This is a genomic window from Reichenbachiella versicolor, from assembly GCF_003171675.1.
GTDB lineage: Bacteria > Bacteroidota > Bacteroidia > Cytophagales > Cyclobacteriaceae > Reichenbachiella > Reichenbachiella versicolor.
In genome coordinates, this window is sequence record NZ_QFZQ01000007.1 from 165,644 (window position 1) to 183,420 (window position 17,777).

Annotated in this window: 16 protein-coding genes; 5 read left to right on the forward strand and 11 right to left on the reverse strand. The window is 37.1% G+C overall.

The window, feature by feature from the left end:
- Position 1: 1 nt before the first annotated feature.
- Positions 2-589: an LURP-one-related/scramblase family protein gene (locus DKG80_RS15125; protein ID WP_109832202.1), complete on the forward strand. Its 588-nt coding sequence runs from the start codon at positions 2-4 to the stop codon at positions 587-589.
- Positions 590-715: 126 nt separating this feature from the next.
- Here DKG80_RS15125 and DKG80_RS15130 read toward each other — a convergent pair whose 3' ends face one another.
- The 7 genes from DKG80_RS15130 to DKG80_RS15160 form a co-directional block, all read right to left on the reverse strand.
- A complete protein-coding gene (locus DKG80_RS15130; protein WP_109832203.1) occupies positions 716-1,063 on the reverse strand; it encodes a hypothetical protein in 348 nt (115 codons plus the stop codon).
- Between the two features lie 182 nt (positions 1,064-1,245).
- Positions 1,246-1,869 carry a YceI family protein gene (locus tag DKG80_RS15135; protein ID WP_109832204.1) on the reverse strand — a complete coding sequence of 208 codons (624 nt, stop codon included), beginning with the start codon at positions 1,867-1,869 and terminating at the stop codon, positions 1,246-1,248.
- Positions 1,870-2,292: 423 nt separating this feature from the next.
- On the reverse strand, positions 2,293-3,126 hold the full coding sequence (locus DKG80_RS15140) for an ABC transporter ATP-binding protein (protein WP_109832205.1): 834 nt from the start codon (positions 3,124-3,126) through the stop codon (positions 2,293-2,295).
- A 41-nt stretch (positions 3,127-3,167) separates the two neighbouring features.
- Positions 3,168-4,061 (reverse strand): ABC transporter ATP-binding protein, encoded by an 894-nt coding sequence (locus tag DKG80_RS15145; protein WP_109832206.1) that lies wholly within the window; start codon positions 4,059-4,061, stop codon positions 3,168-3,170.
- Between the two features lie 45 nt (positions 4,062-4,106).
- Complete coding sequence (locus tag DKG80_RS15150) at positions 4,107-5,207, reverse strand: ABC transporter permease (protein WP_109832207.1); 1,101 nt, start codon at positions 5,205-5,207, stop codon at positions 4,107-4,109.
- A gap of 351 nt (positions 5,208-5,558) precedes the next feature.
- Positions 5,559-6,953 (reverse strand): CmpA/NrtA family ABC transporter substrate-binding protein, encoded by a 1,395-nt coding sequence (locus tag DKG80_RS15155; protein WP_109832208.1) that lies wholly within the window; start codon positions 6,951-6,953, stop codon positions 5,559-5,561.
- A 68-nt stretch (positions 6,954-7,021) separates the two neighbouring features.
- Entirely contained in the window at positions 7,022-8,323 is a 1,302-nt protein-coding gene (locus tag DKG80_RS15160) for an alginate export family protein (protein ID WP_162555913.1), read from the reverse strand.
- Positions 8,324-8,783: 460 nt separating this feature from the next.
- Between DKG80_RS15160 and DKG80_RS15165 the strand changes: the two genes are divergently transcribed.
- Positions 8,784-9,731, forward strand: a complete 948-nt coding sequence (locus tag DKG80_RS15165) for a tail fiber protein (RefSeq protein WP_109832210.1) — start codon at positions 8,784-8,786, stop codon at positions 9,729-9,731.
- A gap of 61 nt (positions 9,732-9,792) precedes the next feature.
- On the opposite strand, the gene DKG80_RS15170 is transcribed toward DKG80_RS15165, so the two are convergent.
- The 4 genes from DKG80_RS15170 to DKG80_RS15185 form a co-directional block, all read right to left on the reverse strand.
- On the reverse strand, positions 9,793-10,668 hold the full coding sequence (locus tag DKG80_RS15170; RefSeq protein WP_162555914.1) for a hypothetical protein: 876 nt from the start codon (positions 10,666-10,668) through the stop codon (positions 9,793-9,795).
- Between the two features lie 404 nt (positions 10,669-11,072).
- On the reverse strand, positions 11,073-11,780 hold the full coding sequence (locus tag DKG80_RS15175) for a Crp/Fnr family transcriptional regulator (protein ID WP_109832212.1): 708 nt from the start codon (positions 11,778-11,780) through the stop codon (positions 11,073-11,075).
- Between the two features lie 485 nt (positions 11,781-12,265).
- Positions 12,266-13,129: a TIGR01459 family HAD-type hydrolase gene (locus DKG80_RS15180; RefSeq protein ID WP_109832213.1), complete on the reverse strand. Its 864-nt coding sequence runs from the start codon at positions 13,127-13,129 to the stop codon at positions 12,266-12,268.
- A 3-nt stretch (positions 13,130-13,132) separates the two neighbouring features.
- A complete protein-coding gene (locus tag DKG80_RS15185; RefSeq protein WP_109832214.1) occupies positions 13,133-14,176 on the reverse strand; it encodes a hypothetical protein in 1,044 nt (347 codons plus the stop codon).
- Positions 14,177-14,298: 122 nt separating this feature from the next.
- Between DKG80_RS15185 and DKG80_RS15190 the strand changes: the two genes are divergently transcribed.
- The 3 genes from DKG80_RS15190 (at position 14,299) to DKG80_RS15200 (ending at position 17,776) form a co-directional block, all read left to right on the forward strand.
- Positions 14,299-15,006, forward strand: coding sequence for a YebC/PmpR family DNA-binding transcriptional regulator (locus DKG80_RS15190; protein ID WP_109832215.1), 708 nt, complete (start codon positions 14,299-14,301; stop codon positions 15,004-15,006).
- Positions 15,007-15,147: 141 nt separating this feature from the next.
- Positions 15,148-16,617: a 7TM diverse intracellular signaling domain-containing protein gene (locus DKG80_RS15195; protein ID WP_109832216.1), complete on the forward strand. Its 1,470-nt coding sequence runs from the start codon at positions 15,148-15,150 to the stop codon at positions 16,615-16,617.
- Between the two features lie 94 nt (positions 16,618-16,711).
- Positions 16,712-17,776 (forward strand): PA0069 family radical SAM protein, encoded by a 1,065-nt coding sequence (locus tag DKG80_RS15200; RefSeq protein WP_109832217.1) that lies wholly within the window; start codon positions 16,712-16,714, stop codon positions 17,774-17,776.
- Position 17,777 lies beyond the last annotated feature (1 nt).

Below are 17,777 nucleotides of genomic sequence, written 5' to 3' on the forward strand. Positions count from 1 at the left end.
CATGAATCCAGTACTAAATCGAAACTTGTTCTTCGTAAAAGAACACGTGGGGATGTTCAAAGCATCTAACAACTACAACATCCATGATCCAGAAAACCAAGAAGTGATCATGGAATGTAGAGAACCTAATCTAGGAGTCTTCACCAAAATCTTTCGATTCACGGACTACAAAAGAATGACACCATTTGAAGTGGTTCTTACGGACACTCAAGGGAACAAAGTCTTGACCGTGAAAAGAGGTGTTTCTATTTTCTTATCTGAAGTTCAGGTATTGGACGAGAATGACCAATTGGTAGGGATGTTCAAGCAGAAATTTTTCTCTATCGGAGGGAAATTCGATATTCTAAACCCTTCAGGCGAAGTACTATGTCAACTAAAAGGGAAATGGACTAGTTGGGATTTCAAGTTTATCAAAGACAATGTAGAATTCGCTCATGTAAGTAAAAAGTGGGCGGGTCTTGGTAAAGAAATGTTTACCACTGCCGACAACTACATGTTGGAAATCAATGACCAGGTACCAGCGGACAATCCTATGCGTCAATTGATCTTAGGAGCTGTGATGGTTATAGACATGGTTCTTAAAGAGTAATCTTTACTCTAAAAAAAGAAATACGAACTTAGTGTATCATTCTTCGCACAAGATTGGATGGTACGCTAAGCTCTTCAATACTTTATTGCAACCCTGCAATAGAACTCCGTGAAACAATTACCATTCTTAGAAGGTCAGACGTAACGTTTGGTTGATCGCATGTAGTCCTTGGTTGATCAATTGTAACGTCTGGTTGATCACATGTAATCCTTGGTCGATCAATTGTAACGTCTGGTTGATCACATGTAATCCTTGGTCGATCAATTGTAACGTCTGGTTGGTCACATGTAATCCTTGGTTAATCAGTTGTAACGTCTGGTTGGTCACATGTAATCCTTGGTTAATCAGTTGTAACGTCTGGTTGATCGCATGTAATCCTTGGTCGATCAATTGTAACGTCTGGTTGATCGCATGTAATCCTTGGTTGATCAGTTGTAACGTCTGGTTGATCACATGTAATCCTTGGTTAATCAATTGTAACGTCTGGTTGGCCGCATGTAATGATCGTATGGCTAGGCACTAATCCCTTTTTGCATTTTGTTAGAGTTACTCACATTTAGCAATTCATCTATCAAAGGGGCATGGAGCAATAGAGAAGCATAAAACTTTCATGAAGCTACCATACTGAATAGCCTCATGAAAACTTTATCATCAGATTACTTAATCAATGGCACTGAAAGTACTACATCCACATCTGGCCATAGTTTGGATACTCCATCGTCACCAGTATGTAGTCCCTTACATACCTCATTCAAAGCTGCAATAGCTGCGCTACCGTTCCAAGTAGTCACATCTACTGCTGTGGTTACAACTAAGGCAGTATCATTGACAGCGTATGTATATGGGGTATTGGCAGACATACCATTCATCGTAAATTCAATTTCACCTTTACCATCAGCAGCACTTAAGATCTTTCCTTTAATCTCAGATGTGTTGAATGTGCCAAAAAATGAGGCTTTAATCTTTGGGTCTCTGATTACATTGTTAGAGTTGACTGTACTTGTTGGAATAGTAATTTTACCACCAGCCAAAATCTCTTCAGCAGTACCACTGATTTTATCAGCTTCTATATTCAAAGTATCGAATGTCCCTCCTACTCCAGATCTGGAAGTAAACTTATAGGCTGTCCATTTCAATGAAGCTCCATTGGTCTTTACTTTCAATGACGGAACGGCTTCTGCAACTGGCTCAGCTATGGTTGTTTCTTTCTTAGCGCTTTTACTACAAGACATTACTACAACTGCCAAAACGGCAAATAATAAGGTTTTGAAAATATTCATGATATATAGATTTATTTAAAGTGCGCCTAAGTTAAAAAACATTCTCAAAGGATCACTGAATCGTTTATCGCGTTTGACAGCCTCCGACAGATTAAGTTCAACTAGAGAATTAAAATTCGAAACCATTCAACTCTGAAGATATCACAGTTCTTTAATAAGTAGAGAGCAAAAAAATACCAGCCGGACTCCTCCGACTGGTAGTACTAACTTTTACTAAATCTATTGTAGTTCTCTAAAACCTTAATCGCAGGGCGTTAGCCCGGTTTGATTGAATTTCCCCGCCCCTTTTGACTAGATAACTGAAGATAACCAGTACGCTGGATAGGGAGCTTCTTGAAAGATTCGAGATAGAACTCTGGGATAAATGAAGAGCCAAAACCTTGAAAGCCTAGGTTCTCAATTGGTGGACTTTTGACATGGCTCTTAGTGATTCAAGAAATTCATTAAATAACCTCTGTAATCATAATAATCTGGATGCTCAAGAATTTCTTTTCTTACCCTTGGACGTTCGTATGGAATCACAAGCTCATCGCCAATCTTAGCAAAAGGCCCACTGGTCATCATGATCACACGGTCAGCCAAGAATATTGACTCATCTACATCGTGAGTAATCGCTATAGCTGTTATCTTTTCCTTTTGCCATACTTCTAATAGCACATCTTGCAGCTCTCCTCTAGTCAAGGAATCTAGCATACCAAAGGGCTCATCTAGTAGCAATACTTTTGGCTTAAGAGCAAATGCTCTTGCAATACCTACACGCTGCTGCATGCCTTGAGAAAGCTCTAGTGCTTTCTTATTAAAATCATTGCCTAGACCTACTTTATCTAAGTAGTATTTACAAATATCTAATTTCTCTTGTTTAGAGCCATGAGGAAAGACTTGCTTCACTCCTATCAGTACGTTTTCTAATGCTGTCAACCAAGGGAATAAACTTGGAGACTGAAATACTACAGCTCTATCAGGACCTGCTCCATGAATTTGCTCTCCATCCACTTTAATCTTACCCGCAGATATGTCATTCAATCCTGCAATCATGGTCAAAAGCGTGGATTTACCACAACCTGAGTGACCAATAATAGAAATGAATTCACTCTGTTTCACACTAAGCTGAAGATCTGAAAGCACCGTGTAGTCACCTTTTGGTGTAGGATATACTTTGGCTAAATCCTCTATCTTGAGCATGTCAGGTCTAGTATCTATTTCAGGCAATGAAGCCTTCGATTTTTTCTGAACTAATTCTTTATCTAATACTTCCATAATGTGTGCTTTTTGCTATCAGTATTCACCAATAGTTGGGTTTAAATGTGTTTTGACCTTTCGTAATCAGTCTCTGAAGGCTTTTTACCCCACTTGATCCACCCTGGCATCACTGGTTTCAGATCCGGAAGGGTGTACTCGGCATGTTGTTCAGCCTTTCTATTCTCCCCTAGCTCTATCAAATACTCGACGATTTTAGTTCTCAGTTTTTTGTAATTAGGGTCTTGGTTGATCTCTGTGATCACCCTTGGTCTAGCAAAATCCACTTTAAACTCTGGCCCGAGCGTTGCATTTGGACCAGGAGTCAATGGAATTATTCTATCTGCCATGATGATTCCCTCGTCCACATCATTGGTGATCAGCAGACAAGTTTTCTTGTCCTCACCCCAGATTTTTACGATCTCCTCCTGTAGCGTACCTCTGGTCAATGCATCCAATGCAGATAATGGCTCATCCATCAAAAGCATTTTAGGATTCATCGCCAATGCTCTTGCTACTGAGACTCTCTGTCTCATACCTCCTGATAGCTCAGCAGGACGTTTGTCAATCGCATGTGTCAAATTTACCATCTCCACATACTTGCGGATTTGAGCATCTTTTTCTTTTTTGGAAGCGCTTTTCATTACTTCATCGATTGCCAGTTTCACATTGGAGTAAACTGTCAACCACGGAAGAAGAGAATAGTTTTGAAAAACTACACCTCTATCTGGCCCAGGACCTGTGATTGGCTTACCGTTTAGCAACACCTCCCCTTCGTCAGGGAAGTGAAGACCATTGATCAAATTGATCAATGTAGTCTTACCACTACCAGTAAATCCAACGATGGCAAGAAATTCTCCTTCCTCTACTGATAGATTGATGTTCTTCAACACCTCTACCTTATCTTTTCCCGTCCCGTAGGACTTTGATACATTTCTTAATTCTAAAAAAGCCATGTCTTCAATATTTTAAAGTTTGAATACTTATCACTGAATTGCCAATTAAGCAACATCAGCTTTGTTGAAAGACATGAATTTCTGGATAGTAGCCATGATTCTGTCAAGTCCAAAACCAATCATACCAATGACGAACATCGCTACAATAATTTTGGCGTTAGAATCATTCGCTCCATTTTGGAATTCCTCCCATACAAATGATCCTAGTCCTGGGCTTTGAGCCAATAACTCAATAGCAATCAATACCATCCATGCTACAGAAAGAGTAATTCTCAATCCTGTAAAAATCATCGGTAATGAAGATGGTAATACCACTTTAAAAATATTTTGAAATACGTTTAGCTTTAGAACTTTAGCTACGTTTACGAAGTCTTTATCTACCGTCGCTACTCCCATAGAAGTATTAACCAATGTTGCCCACATCGCGCAGAGACCAACAGATATAAAGGAGATCATGAATGATTTATCAGAATCTGATTCACTCAAAAGTGTCTTGACAATCATGAATACAAGTAACAACCATACTACTGGAGATACTGGTTTCAAAATCTGAATGAACCAGTTGATTGAAGTTCTTAAAGTGGTACTTAATCCTATAATAATACCTACCGGTATTGCGATCAATGCAGCAAGAAGGAATCCTGCAAACACCGTTTTCAAACTAGTCTGAATTTGATCTACGAAAGATGGACGTCCTGTATACTTAATAGGAGCTTCACCTTTCTCTGCTCTCTTAGCATTAATCTTGGCAGTCTTCTTCGCAAACTCTTCTTTCTTCTCAGAAATCGTCCAGTGATCAGCAAGCAATGTTTTATACGCCGCCCAGACTTTGGCAGGAGATGGTAGTGTATTTGGTTGGCAACTTACATCACCTGATTCGATACATTTCTGCATCTCTACAGCTGCAGCTTCACCCTGCTCTGATCTAGCTTTCTCTATTCGGGCATTAGCATCTTTGTCATATAGAGACTGCGCTCCCATTCCCCAGATCACTAGGAATGTTAAAATCGACACGAGTGGAAAGATGGCTTTCTTTACAAAAAGCACCGCGTTTTTTTGTGGCTGTTCACCTACGCATAATCTAACTAATGGCTCTAGAAATCCTAGACCAATTAATCGCAACACTTTGATGATTGAATCTTTCATGTGAATAGTATTTTGTTGTTAACTGTCACATGGAATTTGCATGAAGTGACAATCCAAGCTAATGGGCGCTGTCTTGTCATGCTCATTTCATGAGTACTTGATTTAGTAATTCTTGTGGTCATAGCCTAGTGCTTATCTCAAGACCTGACCGGTTATAATTCTTCTATATTTTTCTACTTGTATGATACTTTGAAAAATCAGGGAGAGACTCTCGCCCCTCCCGTCAAAGCACCCATAATTTTCTTTTGTCAGGTTGATTACTCTAATTTTTGTTGGTTTAGGTTGGGTTAATAAACCTGACAGGTGTTTGACCTGTCAGGCATGATATGTTGATTAGATCTTTATTAATTATCAGTCTTTGTTTCCTACAGGGAAGCTATTAATGTATCCGATTGGATCTTTACCATCATAAGTAATACCATCGATGAAGTCCGCTGTTGGAGCTTTGTAACCATCCGTAGTAGGAATTTCATCTTTAGTCAAGTAACCTTCTTCAAGTAGAAGAGCTGCTGCTTTCTCCCAGATATCTGGTCTGTAGATATTCTTAATAGTCTCAGAGTACCATCCAGCTGGCTTAGATTCAGGAATCTGTCCCCATCTTCTCATCTGAGTCAAGAACCAAGTTCCGTCAGAGTAGAATGGATATGTCGCGTGGTATCTGAAGAATACATTGAAATCAGGCATTGATCTCTTGTCTCCTTTTTCGAATTCGAAAGTACCTGTCATTGAGTTTGCGATTACTACAGAGTCAGCACCTACATACTCAGGCATAGAAAGTATACCTACTGCTTGTGGTCTATTACCTTGAGCATCTAACCACTTACCTGCTCTGATCAATGCTTTAGTGATCGCAACAGCAGTGTTAGGATATTTCTCAGCGAAGTCTTTTCTCATTACGAAAACCTTCTCTGGGTTATTTTTCCATACATCATAGTTAGTAGTCACTGGCACACCGATACCTTTGAATACAGCTTGCTGGTTCCAAGGCTCTCCCACACAGTATCCATAGATAGTACCTGCCTCTAGAGTAGCTGGCATTTGTGGTGGAGGAGTTACTGAAAGAAGAACGTCAGCATCTACTTGTCCTTGAATATTGTCAGCAGTATAAAAACCAGGATTGATTCCTGCTGCTGCCAACCAGTATCTGATCTCATAGTTGTGTGTAGAAACTGGGAATACCATACCCATTTTGAATGGTTTACCATCCGCTTTGTAAGACTCGATTACTGGCTTGATAGCGTCTGCCTTGATTGGATGAACTGGCTTACCGTCTTCTCCTACTGGCACGTTTGGCTTCATTTTAGACCATACATCGTTAGAAACAGTGATACCGTTACCATTAAGGTCCATAGAAAATGGCGTAATTAATTCAGCTTGTCTACCAAATCCAGCACCTGCAGCGATAGGCTGACCAGCCAACATGTGAGAACCGTCTAACTGTCCGTCAATCACTCTATCAAGAACGTTCTTCCAGTTTGATTGAGCTTCAATCGTAACGAAAAGTCCTTCGTCCTCGAAGTAACCAAGCTCTTTTGCAATAGCAAGTGGAGCCATATCTGTCAACTTAATAAAACCGAAAGTCAATTCTGGCTTTTCGATTTCTAGCTGAACTGTTTTGCTAGTTTCCTCTTCAGCTACCTCTTCGGTAGATTCAGATTTCTTAGCTCCACCGCACTGACTCAATAGAACCAATAGCGCGGCGAATACGCTAAGTCTTACGAATAAATTATTAAAAACTTTTTTCATGAGTTTTGATTTTCAATGTTTATAACGAGCCTCATATGAGGCTCGCGTTAGTATTATTAGTGGATTGATTACAAGAATTTAGGCTTGAAAGTCAACTGCATCCATGCCCAGTTCTGTCCTGCTTTGTGATCTCCTCCATAAACAGAAGACATGTATGAAGTAGCAAACATTTTAGAATAACCTAAAGTGAAGTTAAAGTCAGCTGACACTTGGTAGATATACACAAAGTCTAATTCAGTACCGAAGAACCCATCAGATTGAATACCCTCTGGAGCCAAAGTAGTTTTGAATACATGTGGCATCACTACCAACTTAGACTTCTCTCCTGTTTTGAAAACCGCTTTAGCGTAAATATCTGTTAAACCTTGACCACCTTTAACAGACTCCCCTACGTAGAAATAATCCATAAAACCATAAAATTTATGATTGGTACCGAAAGGCTGTTGCCAAAGGTTTGATCCCTCATCATCAGAAGACTCTCCAGAAACTACATCTACTCCAAGGGTCAATGGAAGACCTAATGCTTTTGAAGTAATATCAAATGCAGCTAAATAACCTAAACCTTTATTTCCTTCTCTAGTCTGGACGTATGCAGAAGCATTCAGAGTGAATGATGCAGATTTAAAAGTTGGTAAAATACCAATAGTGGTTTCATTAGAATACTCTATTTCCGATGGGAATCTTGTTGGTGCAGGTCCACCTTGACCGCCTATATAACCACCTAAAGTTCTGTTAGAGATCATTGCATCAAGAGTTAAATCTCCTGCTGGCAGTGTTAACCAAGCATACTGCAAACTTTTGTACCCTGTTCTGATTCCAGCAATGTTTATCGAATCTAATTTATTGGTATGTCTAGTTTGAGCTAAGGCTACACCCACATCTAATTTAACATCTCCAAAAGAGAACTTATTAACAAAAGCATCATGTGCTCTTCCTGAAGCCGCCCAGCCTAGTGCACCAAACCATCTTTGATCTTTATAACTGATTGCTTGACGTCCTACTTTTAAAGAGTACATATCTCCAGCCTTGTATTCAGCATAAGCCTCGTAAACTCCAAAAGTTGGCTCAGGAGCTCCTGGTGCACCATCCCCTAATAAGTCATATGCTTGAGGCATTTGACCCCAAAAATGAATCAACTGAGGAGTAAAGACGATTTTCAGATCTTCGCTCTTATAACTAAAGTATAGTCTTGATCTCTGCTGAGTAGCTAAACCTATTCTAGTTCCTGGTACATCCAACTTCTCTGACAAGCCTGTGTTTGCACCATTGTACAATTCGGTACGTGGTCTTATCTCTCCAGTGATAGACATCTGTGCGAATGAAGCTACCGATGCACACAAAAGAACTAATGTTAATAAGTGTTTTTTCATGATGATAGTTTTATCTGTTTAGTAATAACTACGTAATCGAATAACTTGATACGTATTTGTTTCAGTATTTATACTTACAAATGTAGAAGCGACTTGCCAAGCATGGTATGACTAACATCATAAATCAATATTTTTTTACACCATGTATAAAACTGCTTTTTAACATATAAAATTATTAAACTATTGAATTTCTGATACTTAACAAAATCAATAGAACTACGTAGAAAATAAAAAATTACGTAATAAACCAAATAAATACTTACTATCCGTTGCTAATAAGCAAAATACGTAGAAATTAAATTGAAAGATAAAAAGGCTTATTTAGGATAAAAAACAGTAAACAAACACATTAAGCAACCTCAGAATCAATAGACGACCTAATTAAGTACAATCAAAATAAATACGTACTTTTACTTTAATTACTTAGAACAGCATACGTAATTAATCAAAACAAAACATCATGAAATCAACACATCTCTTTTTAAACATGTTTGTTTTATTTCTAACCATATCTAAAGTTTCCTTTGCACAAGATGGCATAGGTATTGGAACCTCGTCAGTGGAAAAAACAGCAGTACTAGATATAGTCTCTCAAACAAAGAACAAGGGAGTTCTATTACCTCGGTTGAGTCATAAACAAATGTGGTCAATAATATCTCCTGCTGAAGGGCTACTAATATATAATACAGATGAAAAAGCCGTTTGCAGTTATCAAAACGGTAGATGGTCATCTTTAGGAAGTCCAACTGGAACAATAATCATGTGGTCTGGAACTAACATACCTGCCGGATGGGCTCTATGTGATGGAAGATGGTATAATCCAAAAGATCATTCAGATATCGGAAACTCAAAAAATGGAGATAGAAACATCCTACCCCCCAATTTAAAAGGTAAATTTATAGTTGGATATTCTTCTAATGATGTTGATTACAACAATCCAGGCAATCTTAGTTCTCGTACAACTGCAAAAATTACTGGTAAATCTGGTGGAGAAAAATCACACATTTTAACTACTAATGAAATGCCGTCACATAAACACAGCATCAATAGTGTAAGTCATCAGCATTCAATTAACTTATCTGGTGGCAGCCATAGCCATTCCGTAAAACAAAGTCATGGAGCTAGATTTACAAGTGACGGAAGCGGAACTATTTCCGGATCTCTTCCAGACGGAGTTAATGGACCTGGATTGGTCTATTCACAAGGAATAGACACATCAATAGATTACGAAGAAGGTTATAACTATTCAACTCGAACTTTAAACAATCAAGTTAACTCAAGTACTCACTCACATTCAGGAACAACAAATAATAATACGCACACTCACTCAATAGGCAATTCTGGTAATGGATCTGCTCATGAAAACAGACCCCCATATTACACTCTTGCTTATTTAATGAAGTTATAAATTTTGAATAGTTCACAAACTATTATGCAGCATACTATAATGTTAGTAGTAATTCCTTTGTTCATTCATTGGCCAACCCCATCACATTGAACCCCATATCAAGTTTGATTCTTTTTCCATCTTTAAACTCAATGGAATAATACTCTTCTTCTGCACTTTTATCATAGCTCACTCTTCCAAAGTTTTCCAAACCTCCATTATCTGCTACGTACATCATCAAATCCATCGGTAGATAGTCATAGCTATTCATATAGTAACGTGTGTAAGACCAATCTCCGTCCTTTGAATAAACTACTTTTCCTTTTTGATAATCCACATAGTCTGTCTTAAAAACAACTTGAAACTGATAATGCCCTGGTTCATCTGCTGCTTTTCCTTCATAGACATACCAATTTTCAAGTCTTGAATCAATATCCTTCATGATCTTATCTGTCATTATACCCTCGATATGCATTGCACCATAGTCCATCCGTTTAAAATCTTGAGTCAAACAAAACAACTCTCCTGACTTAAGAGTCACTTTATAATATGGATCGGAGTATGAGGTAACCATGTACTCTAAATTCCTGAAGTTTTTCTCAAAATCAATCCCCAATAAAGAACTCCTTAGTTCATCAGTTAAAGAGGAGCTGCCCCGCACTTGTTGACGCATATCGACCCAAGAACCTGTAGAATCATAATCTATCCTCACTTTTGACCTTATACCAGGAATCAACTCTCCCTTACCATAAGCCCAATAAAAATTCCATGGCTTGTAATCAATCTTACTCATCTCAAAAGACGGTAGCCTTTTTTCTATATCAGTTTTAATTTTATCAACCTCTGCTTGATCTTGTGCGATAACAGCAGGAGCCGACCCAACGTAAAATATTAATACCAATCCAAAATAAAACAGTTGTACAGGGCGAGTAACTCGCCAGATATTAGTCTTTATCATCATCCATTACTTTAATAATCAATTAATCAATAACTGAATAATACATAATCTAATAGGGTGGAGAACAGAAAGGAAAAGGAGATAAGAAGGGAAAATTGATAATCACATATATTTCAACAATTTACCTATAACAATATACAGGTTTTGAAGCATAATTCTAGAAAATAGAAACCTAAAAATCAGAATCTATAACAAAAGCATAAAGTCGTAATTTCTACGTTTTTGGCTTTTGCTTGTCTTACTACAAGGTAAACTGACATCAATCCAATTTCAATTCTAAAACTCTTAATAGCTATTCAGTTATACTTCGGAGTAAAACAATTAACACCTATTGGTTTAAAAAGAAAAACCTCGCAAACTTTTCTTCAGCCTGCGAGGTTTAACAAAATATAATTCCAATGTTTTTAGCTATCCAAGAAGAAATTGTGTTCTGAAATTTCTTTTTTAAGAAGATCTAAATCTACAATTCCCAACTTTTTACCTTGTGCTCTAAGCAGGTTTTCTTTTTTCAAACTAGATATTACTCGTATCACCTGTTCTTCAGTTGTACCTGCAAATCCGGCTATGTCCTTTCTAGACAATTGAATATCAAAAAAGTCTCCTGGTTGACCGAATTTCCTACGTATATATAGAAATGCGTCTATTACCTTCTCTCGAACAGTCATCTGAGCAAATTTCTTAACCTTAGTCTCAGATTTATTTAACTCTTCTGCATAGAACATCATCATATCATAAGTAACATCCGGCACATGATGCATCATATCGTTGAGTACATCATTAGTGAAGTTACATAAAACAGTATCTTCAAGTGCCACCGCACTAATAGGTGAGAATTTACCAGTACCAAAACCTCTATGACCAATAATCTCTCCATCATGACCAAACCTTACGATCTGTTCTCGTCCATGAAGGCCTGTCTTGGAAACCTTAACCTTTCCTTTATAAACAAAGTACAAACCATGCACTGGCGCACCTTCAATAATGAACTGTTGCCCTTTTTTACAAAAGATAGTGTGTTTTTGCTCTACGAACGGCATTGCAGCAGTTGCATTGGCATTTTTCTTGATCAGGCAGCTGTCGTTGGTACATGTAAGACAATCCGCTTTTTGCATAATTTTTCCTGTTAGATATCAGTAATATTCAAATCCTTTAACGCCGCAAATTATGGTGCGATAGCAGGTACAATAACAAATCTAAGGTAGTAGTTGGTGATTTTCTTTAAAAAAAGAAATAAATAAAAGCTGTTATAGACTTCATCTAAGTCCAGCCAACAAATTGATTAGTTGCAAATTACAAACTTAAACCCTTTAACAAAGTCAAAATCGCTCATTTGCCTCTTTAAACCTATGAATATCCTTGATCAGAAATTCACTTTTGATTTAAGCAGCAATGGTAATTGAATGTGTCATGAAATATTAACACCTTTTGTCATTATTAAATATGCATTATTACACAAAAGCTATCCAGATGATTTAAATCATGTTTTTAGTTAATTTTTTCTAAATAAATATTAGAAAGAGAGGTGATTTCTAGCACATTTGTCGCACAATTATAATTTCTCAGTTCCCGAATTTTGAATTCCGTATCTAAAAAAGCCCTACAAAATTTTAGAGTAGCCACTTATGACCGCTGACTCACATACATGGTCTGGAATAATACCCGTAGTAGCTATTCTCATTTGATAGTTCTCCATTAAAGTATTACCGGTCAAAACTAAAGCAGTGTCAATTCCAAACTTGTTACCTCCCAATATGTCGGTATTCAACGTATCTCCCACCATTAAAATTCTCTGCTTTCCTAGCTCTTGTGCCTTCGCCGTATGTTGGTATGCGAATATGAACATATTTGTATCTGGCTTACCAAATTTGATAAACTTCTTACCCGTGATTTTTTCAATCATCTCTGCTATACTCCCAATGGCTATAGAGACCTCTTTAGCGTTTACAGGATAGGATCTATCAGTATTTGCTATTATCACAGGGATATTTCTTAGTCGAACAAGATTCAGTAGTTTATTTATATCCTTGAACCAATCAAAACCTTCATCATCCAAAAACACAAGCGCATTGATATCATCAATATGATTAATATCTACATCTGCTATAGAAACCGCATGTAAGCCGGTTTCTTCAAGATAATGAGCTGACTCTTTAGTTCCAAGATAAGCTACCTTACCTCCTTTTACTTTAGTTTTCAGATAATCCCTTGCCATCATTCCTGACGAAATAATTTTATCTTCGGTAACTAGGGGCAAGCCTTTAACCAAATAAGATTCAGCCAATTTAGCAGGGCCTTTTGAAGCATCGTTGGTAAGAATATAAAACTCAATATCATTTGCGACCAGATAATCGAACGTTTTTTCTATATCTGGAATCAAACCGCTTGAGTTTTTAAGTACTCCAAATGCATCAAAAAACACTACATCATACTGATCTACTACTTCTCTAAAATCCTTAATCATTTTTTATAAATCTAAAGCCTTCAACAACTTCTCTCCATCAAAGTTATCAATTTGAGGAAAGTATATTTCGTAAGCTTCTTTTTGCAGTTTAGTCGCATATATCTCGTGAAAAAAATATCGACCATCTTTAATGACATAATTGAGAATAAAAAACCTGTAAGCCTCCTTAATGAATAGTATTTCATTTCTAGTTAATGGAAATATCTTATGATATTCTTTCAAAAAAAGAATAAATCGATCCTCATTTACTGGGTCTATTAAATAACTAAACTCTTTCTTATCTCCTATTGTAGAACAAACTCGGCTAAAAAAATAGAAGTCTAATATTCTTGAGCTCATTCTGAACCAATCGTAATCCCAACGACTGAAAAAATTACCTGACTTATCAATTGAAAAATTCCCTATATTCCAATCTACAAATACAGGGATGGCTGTCCATGGCTCTGCACCAAGCTCGTCATAGTTCCTGTAGAAGATCTCAATTTGATTTTTTATTGTATCAATATTACCTCGGTGTTCATACTGCCCTACATCAGAGCTACATATCTCGATTAAATGGTCTAGGTCTTTTCTTAATGTCTTAGACCAAGTGGGCAAAATATTTACCATGCGAGTACAAGCTTTATGAAACTTGGCTACTTCTTGACCAAGCTTGATTATCTGATCTTCACTCAAAATTGGAGGCAACATTTGTCCAATTTTGATTGGATTGTAAAACACTACCCAGGCATCCAACACATCATCTTGATATCTATGTGTGAACAGTTCGTTCCCTTTAGTGAGAGACCTTGAAATAAAAGAATCATAGGGAGAAGGAAGGTTAATCGCTAGGCCATTTACTAGAGCATGATCCTCTAGGAAATTTTCATAAAACCCAAAGTAACTTAGCTTGCCTATCACTACTGTATCTGTATCTAATACAAGTTTATAAACATGATTAGTAGACACTCGTGCACTGATATCATTGATAGAGACAACTTTACGCGTGCTATCATAGCTTTCCCAAGCCTCGAGCACAATTTCATTGAAATTTAATTGCTTTGACATAAACTAAATTTAACCGAAAAAAGATGCCAATAAACCAATCTTCGATCATGTTTTTCATCAGCAAATCAATTCTTCTACATAGCGTTGAGTTTTTATATTTGCGATCTAAATAAAGATTAGAAATGGGAAGAGCATTTGAATTTCGTAAAGCAAGAAAGCTAAAAAGATGGGGTGCTATGTCTAAGACATTCACTCGAATAGGAAAAGAGATAGTAATAGCGGTAAAAGAAGGAGGTCCAAACCCAGACAGCAACTCTCGTCTTAGAGCAGTAATTCAAAACGCTAAGGCTGCTAACATGCCTAAAGACAATGTCGAGCGTGCCATCAAAAAAGCTTCTGATAAAAATCAAGGAGATTTCAAAGAGACTCTATTCGAAGGCTACGCTCCTCATGGAATTGCAATATTGGTAGAGACCGCTACTGATAATAACAATCGGACTGTCGCTAATATTAGAAGCTACTTCAATAAGTGCAATGGAAACTTAGGTACTTCTGGTTCAGTGGAGTTTATGTTTGACCACACCTGTAATTTCAGACTAAATAAAGAAGGTCTTGATCCTGAAGAGTTGGAATTAGAACTAATCGATTTTGGCGCTGAAGAGGTTTTCGATGATGAAGATGGTATTATGGTCTATGGAGGTTTTGCTGATTTTGGATCTCTTCAGAAGTATTTTGAAGAAAATAATATTGAAATCCTGTCATCAGGATTTGATAGAATACCTCAGTCAACCACAGAGCTTTCTGAAGAGCAGCAGGAGGATGTTAACAAGCTTCTTGAAAAAATAGAGGACGATGACGATGTGCAAAATGTATTCCATAACATGGCCTAATTTGTCGCTATGACTTTCAAAAAGCCTCTTTCGGGTGACCGGAAGAGGCTTTTTTGTAAGATCAAAAAACATTAAATTAAACATCCACCAATAACCAGGTACATTTTGTTTTTACGTCTTTGCTTAGGCTTATTTTCATACTTGCTTTTCAATATAAGTACCTCGATAGGTAAAGGTATTGTCATTGACTCTGATGAAAAGCAGAATATTGGCCATTCTGTATTGACTACTGTGGATACACATGGAAATTACAAGGTAGAAGATGTGATTCAAATGTACAGAAGGAATAAATTCCAAGAATCAAACCATCCAGTCTTTAACTTTAGCGCTCAGGACTCTGTCATTTGGATAGGGATTGAATTAGAAAGCAAAACTTTTGATCATACTTATTTAAGTTTTGGTGACTACTCCAACGTATGGAAAGCTTCAGGTTATATTATTGACTCTTTGGATAATTTTCATCAATTTCTTGAGTTTGATCACCTAAAATCAAGACCTACTATCGGGAAGACGTTGCCATATCAAACTCTTGCAGTGAGAATAGATTCTTTATCAACCTCTCCACTTATACTACTACGAATTAGTTCTCAATCTTCAAGAAACTACCAATATATAATAGCAGGACTTGCCAACATGATAGATTTTCTTCACACAAGAGAATTACTACCAGTAGGATTTATTGTATTGATGCTCTGCATGTTTGTTTACAATAGTTTCTTACTCATATCTACACGCGACATCATTTACATACCTTATTTAATTTATGTTCTATATATAGGTTTTGCCCTTCCTTTTCACAGTGGATTCGTACTATTTCAAAATAAATGGATGTGGGACTACATCATGGCTTGGAGCAGTATTGGTTATTGGTCTGCCACAGCATTCGCATTTCTTTATTTGGAAATGAAAAAAACTGCTAAATGGTTTTATAGACTAATCACTACACTCACCTTAATTATTGGACTATTTTATCCATTTCTTTTATTGACAGGCTTGTCTGCTCCTTCAGCTCTTAGTGACTCGCTATACACACTATCTTTTCTTTACAATCTCATTCTATTGTTGGCGGCTATATATGTGTGGACTAAAGGCTATTTCAATGCTAGATTCTACGTACTTGGATGGTTCTTCGTCGTGTCTAGTATGTTTGTCTACATCTTTTGGACGAATGGCCTACTTACTCATCAACTATCTGAGTTTGCGGTATATGGTGGATTTTCCTTTGAAGCCATGTTGTTTGCTTTCGCTTTAGGAAATAGAATGAACCGCCTGAAAAAAGAAAAAATAGCCATTCAACAAGAGAATACTAACCTAGTGATCGCCCAAAACAAAACTCTAGCTAAACAAGCTTTCATGAATTCTCATTTGCTAAGAGCTCCTTTGACAAGGCTTTTGGGTCTTATCAACCTTTTAAAAAAAGAAGGAATCCACTACGAAGAAGTAAATAAAATCACTGATCTTTTAGATAAATCCGCAATCGAAATGGACAATATCACTAAAGACATTAGTTCTTTACTTGAAGAACAAGGATACTTTGATCAATATCAGTCTGAATTCAATCAAATACGTCAAGAAATCGAAAAGAATAGCGAAACCTCTAACTCTAAATAAACAAAGCGCACTGACTAAATTCTTAATTTCAAAAACTACAATAAATAGTTTTAGCTAATTTTTTTAGTATTTTTGAATACTAAAAAGAACTGGCATGCTATACCAAAAGGGACGAGGGGCACAAATCAACACTTCGAATCATTTTCTAAATACAGCATTCGAAAAGGATATAGAATACGACGAATACTTGAGAAGTCAAGGTAAAAAACATAAAAAAATCACTACTAAAGTTATTCGTACTTATCCTAAAACAATTGTGAATCGTGTTCCTAGTGAGGACCTAAATTTTGACTACTCTATCAACCCTTACCAAGGCTGCGAGCATGGTTGCGTATATTGTTACGCACGAAACTCACATGAGTACTGGGGATACAGTGCTGGAACAGACTTTGAGTCTAAAATTCTTATCAAAGCAAATGCTGTTTCTCTGCTGGAAAGAAAGCTTGAATCGAGAAACTGGAAACCAGCCCCCATCATGCTCTCTGGAAACACTGACTGCTACCAACCACTAGAACGGAAATGGGAACTTACTAGAAACTTACTTAAGGTTTTTCTCCAAACTCGAAACCCAGTAGGCATTATCACTAAAAATGCTATGATTTTAAGAGATTTAGATATTCTTAAACCTCTAGCTGAACGTAACTTGATTAGAGTTATTATTTCGCTTACTAGTCTTAGTGAAAAAACTCGTTCTACACTTGAGCCTAGAACATCTGCCGTTCCTGCTCGTCTGAATGCGATAAGAAAACTGTCTGAAGAAGGAATTCCTACAGGTATCATGATGGCTCCCATTATTCCTTCCATTAACAGCCATGAAATCAATGCAATAGCAAAAAAAGCTCAAGACAATGGAGCTCTTTCAATGTATTACACTGTACTAAGGCTTAATGGAGTTCTACCGGAAATCTTCACGAATTGGCTAGACCATCACTATCCAGACCGAAAAAACAAAGTATTGAATCAAGTCAAGGAATTGCATGACGGAAACCTAAATGACAGCAGAATAGGCACTCGAATGACTGGAGATGGCGAGCTATCTCAGCAAATCAAAAAACTAATAAACTCAGCCAGAAAGAAGCACAACCTAAATCAGCTTTTCCCAGAATGGAACCTCAATGACTTTAGAAAACCAAGCGTAAGGCAATTGGGATTGTTTTAAG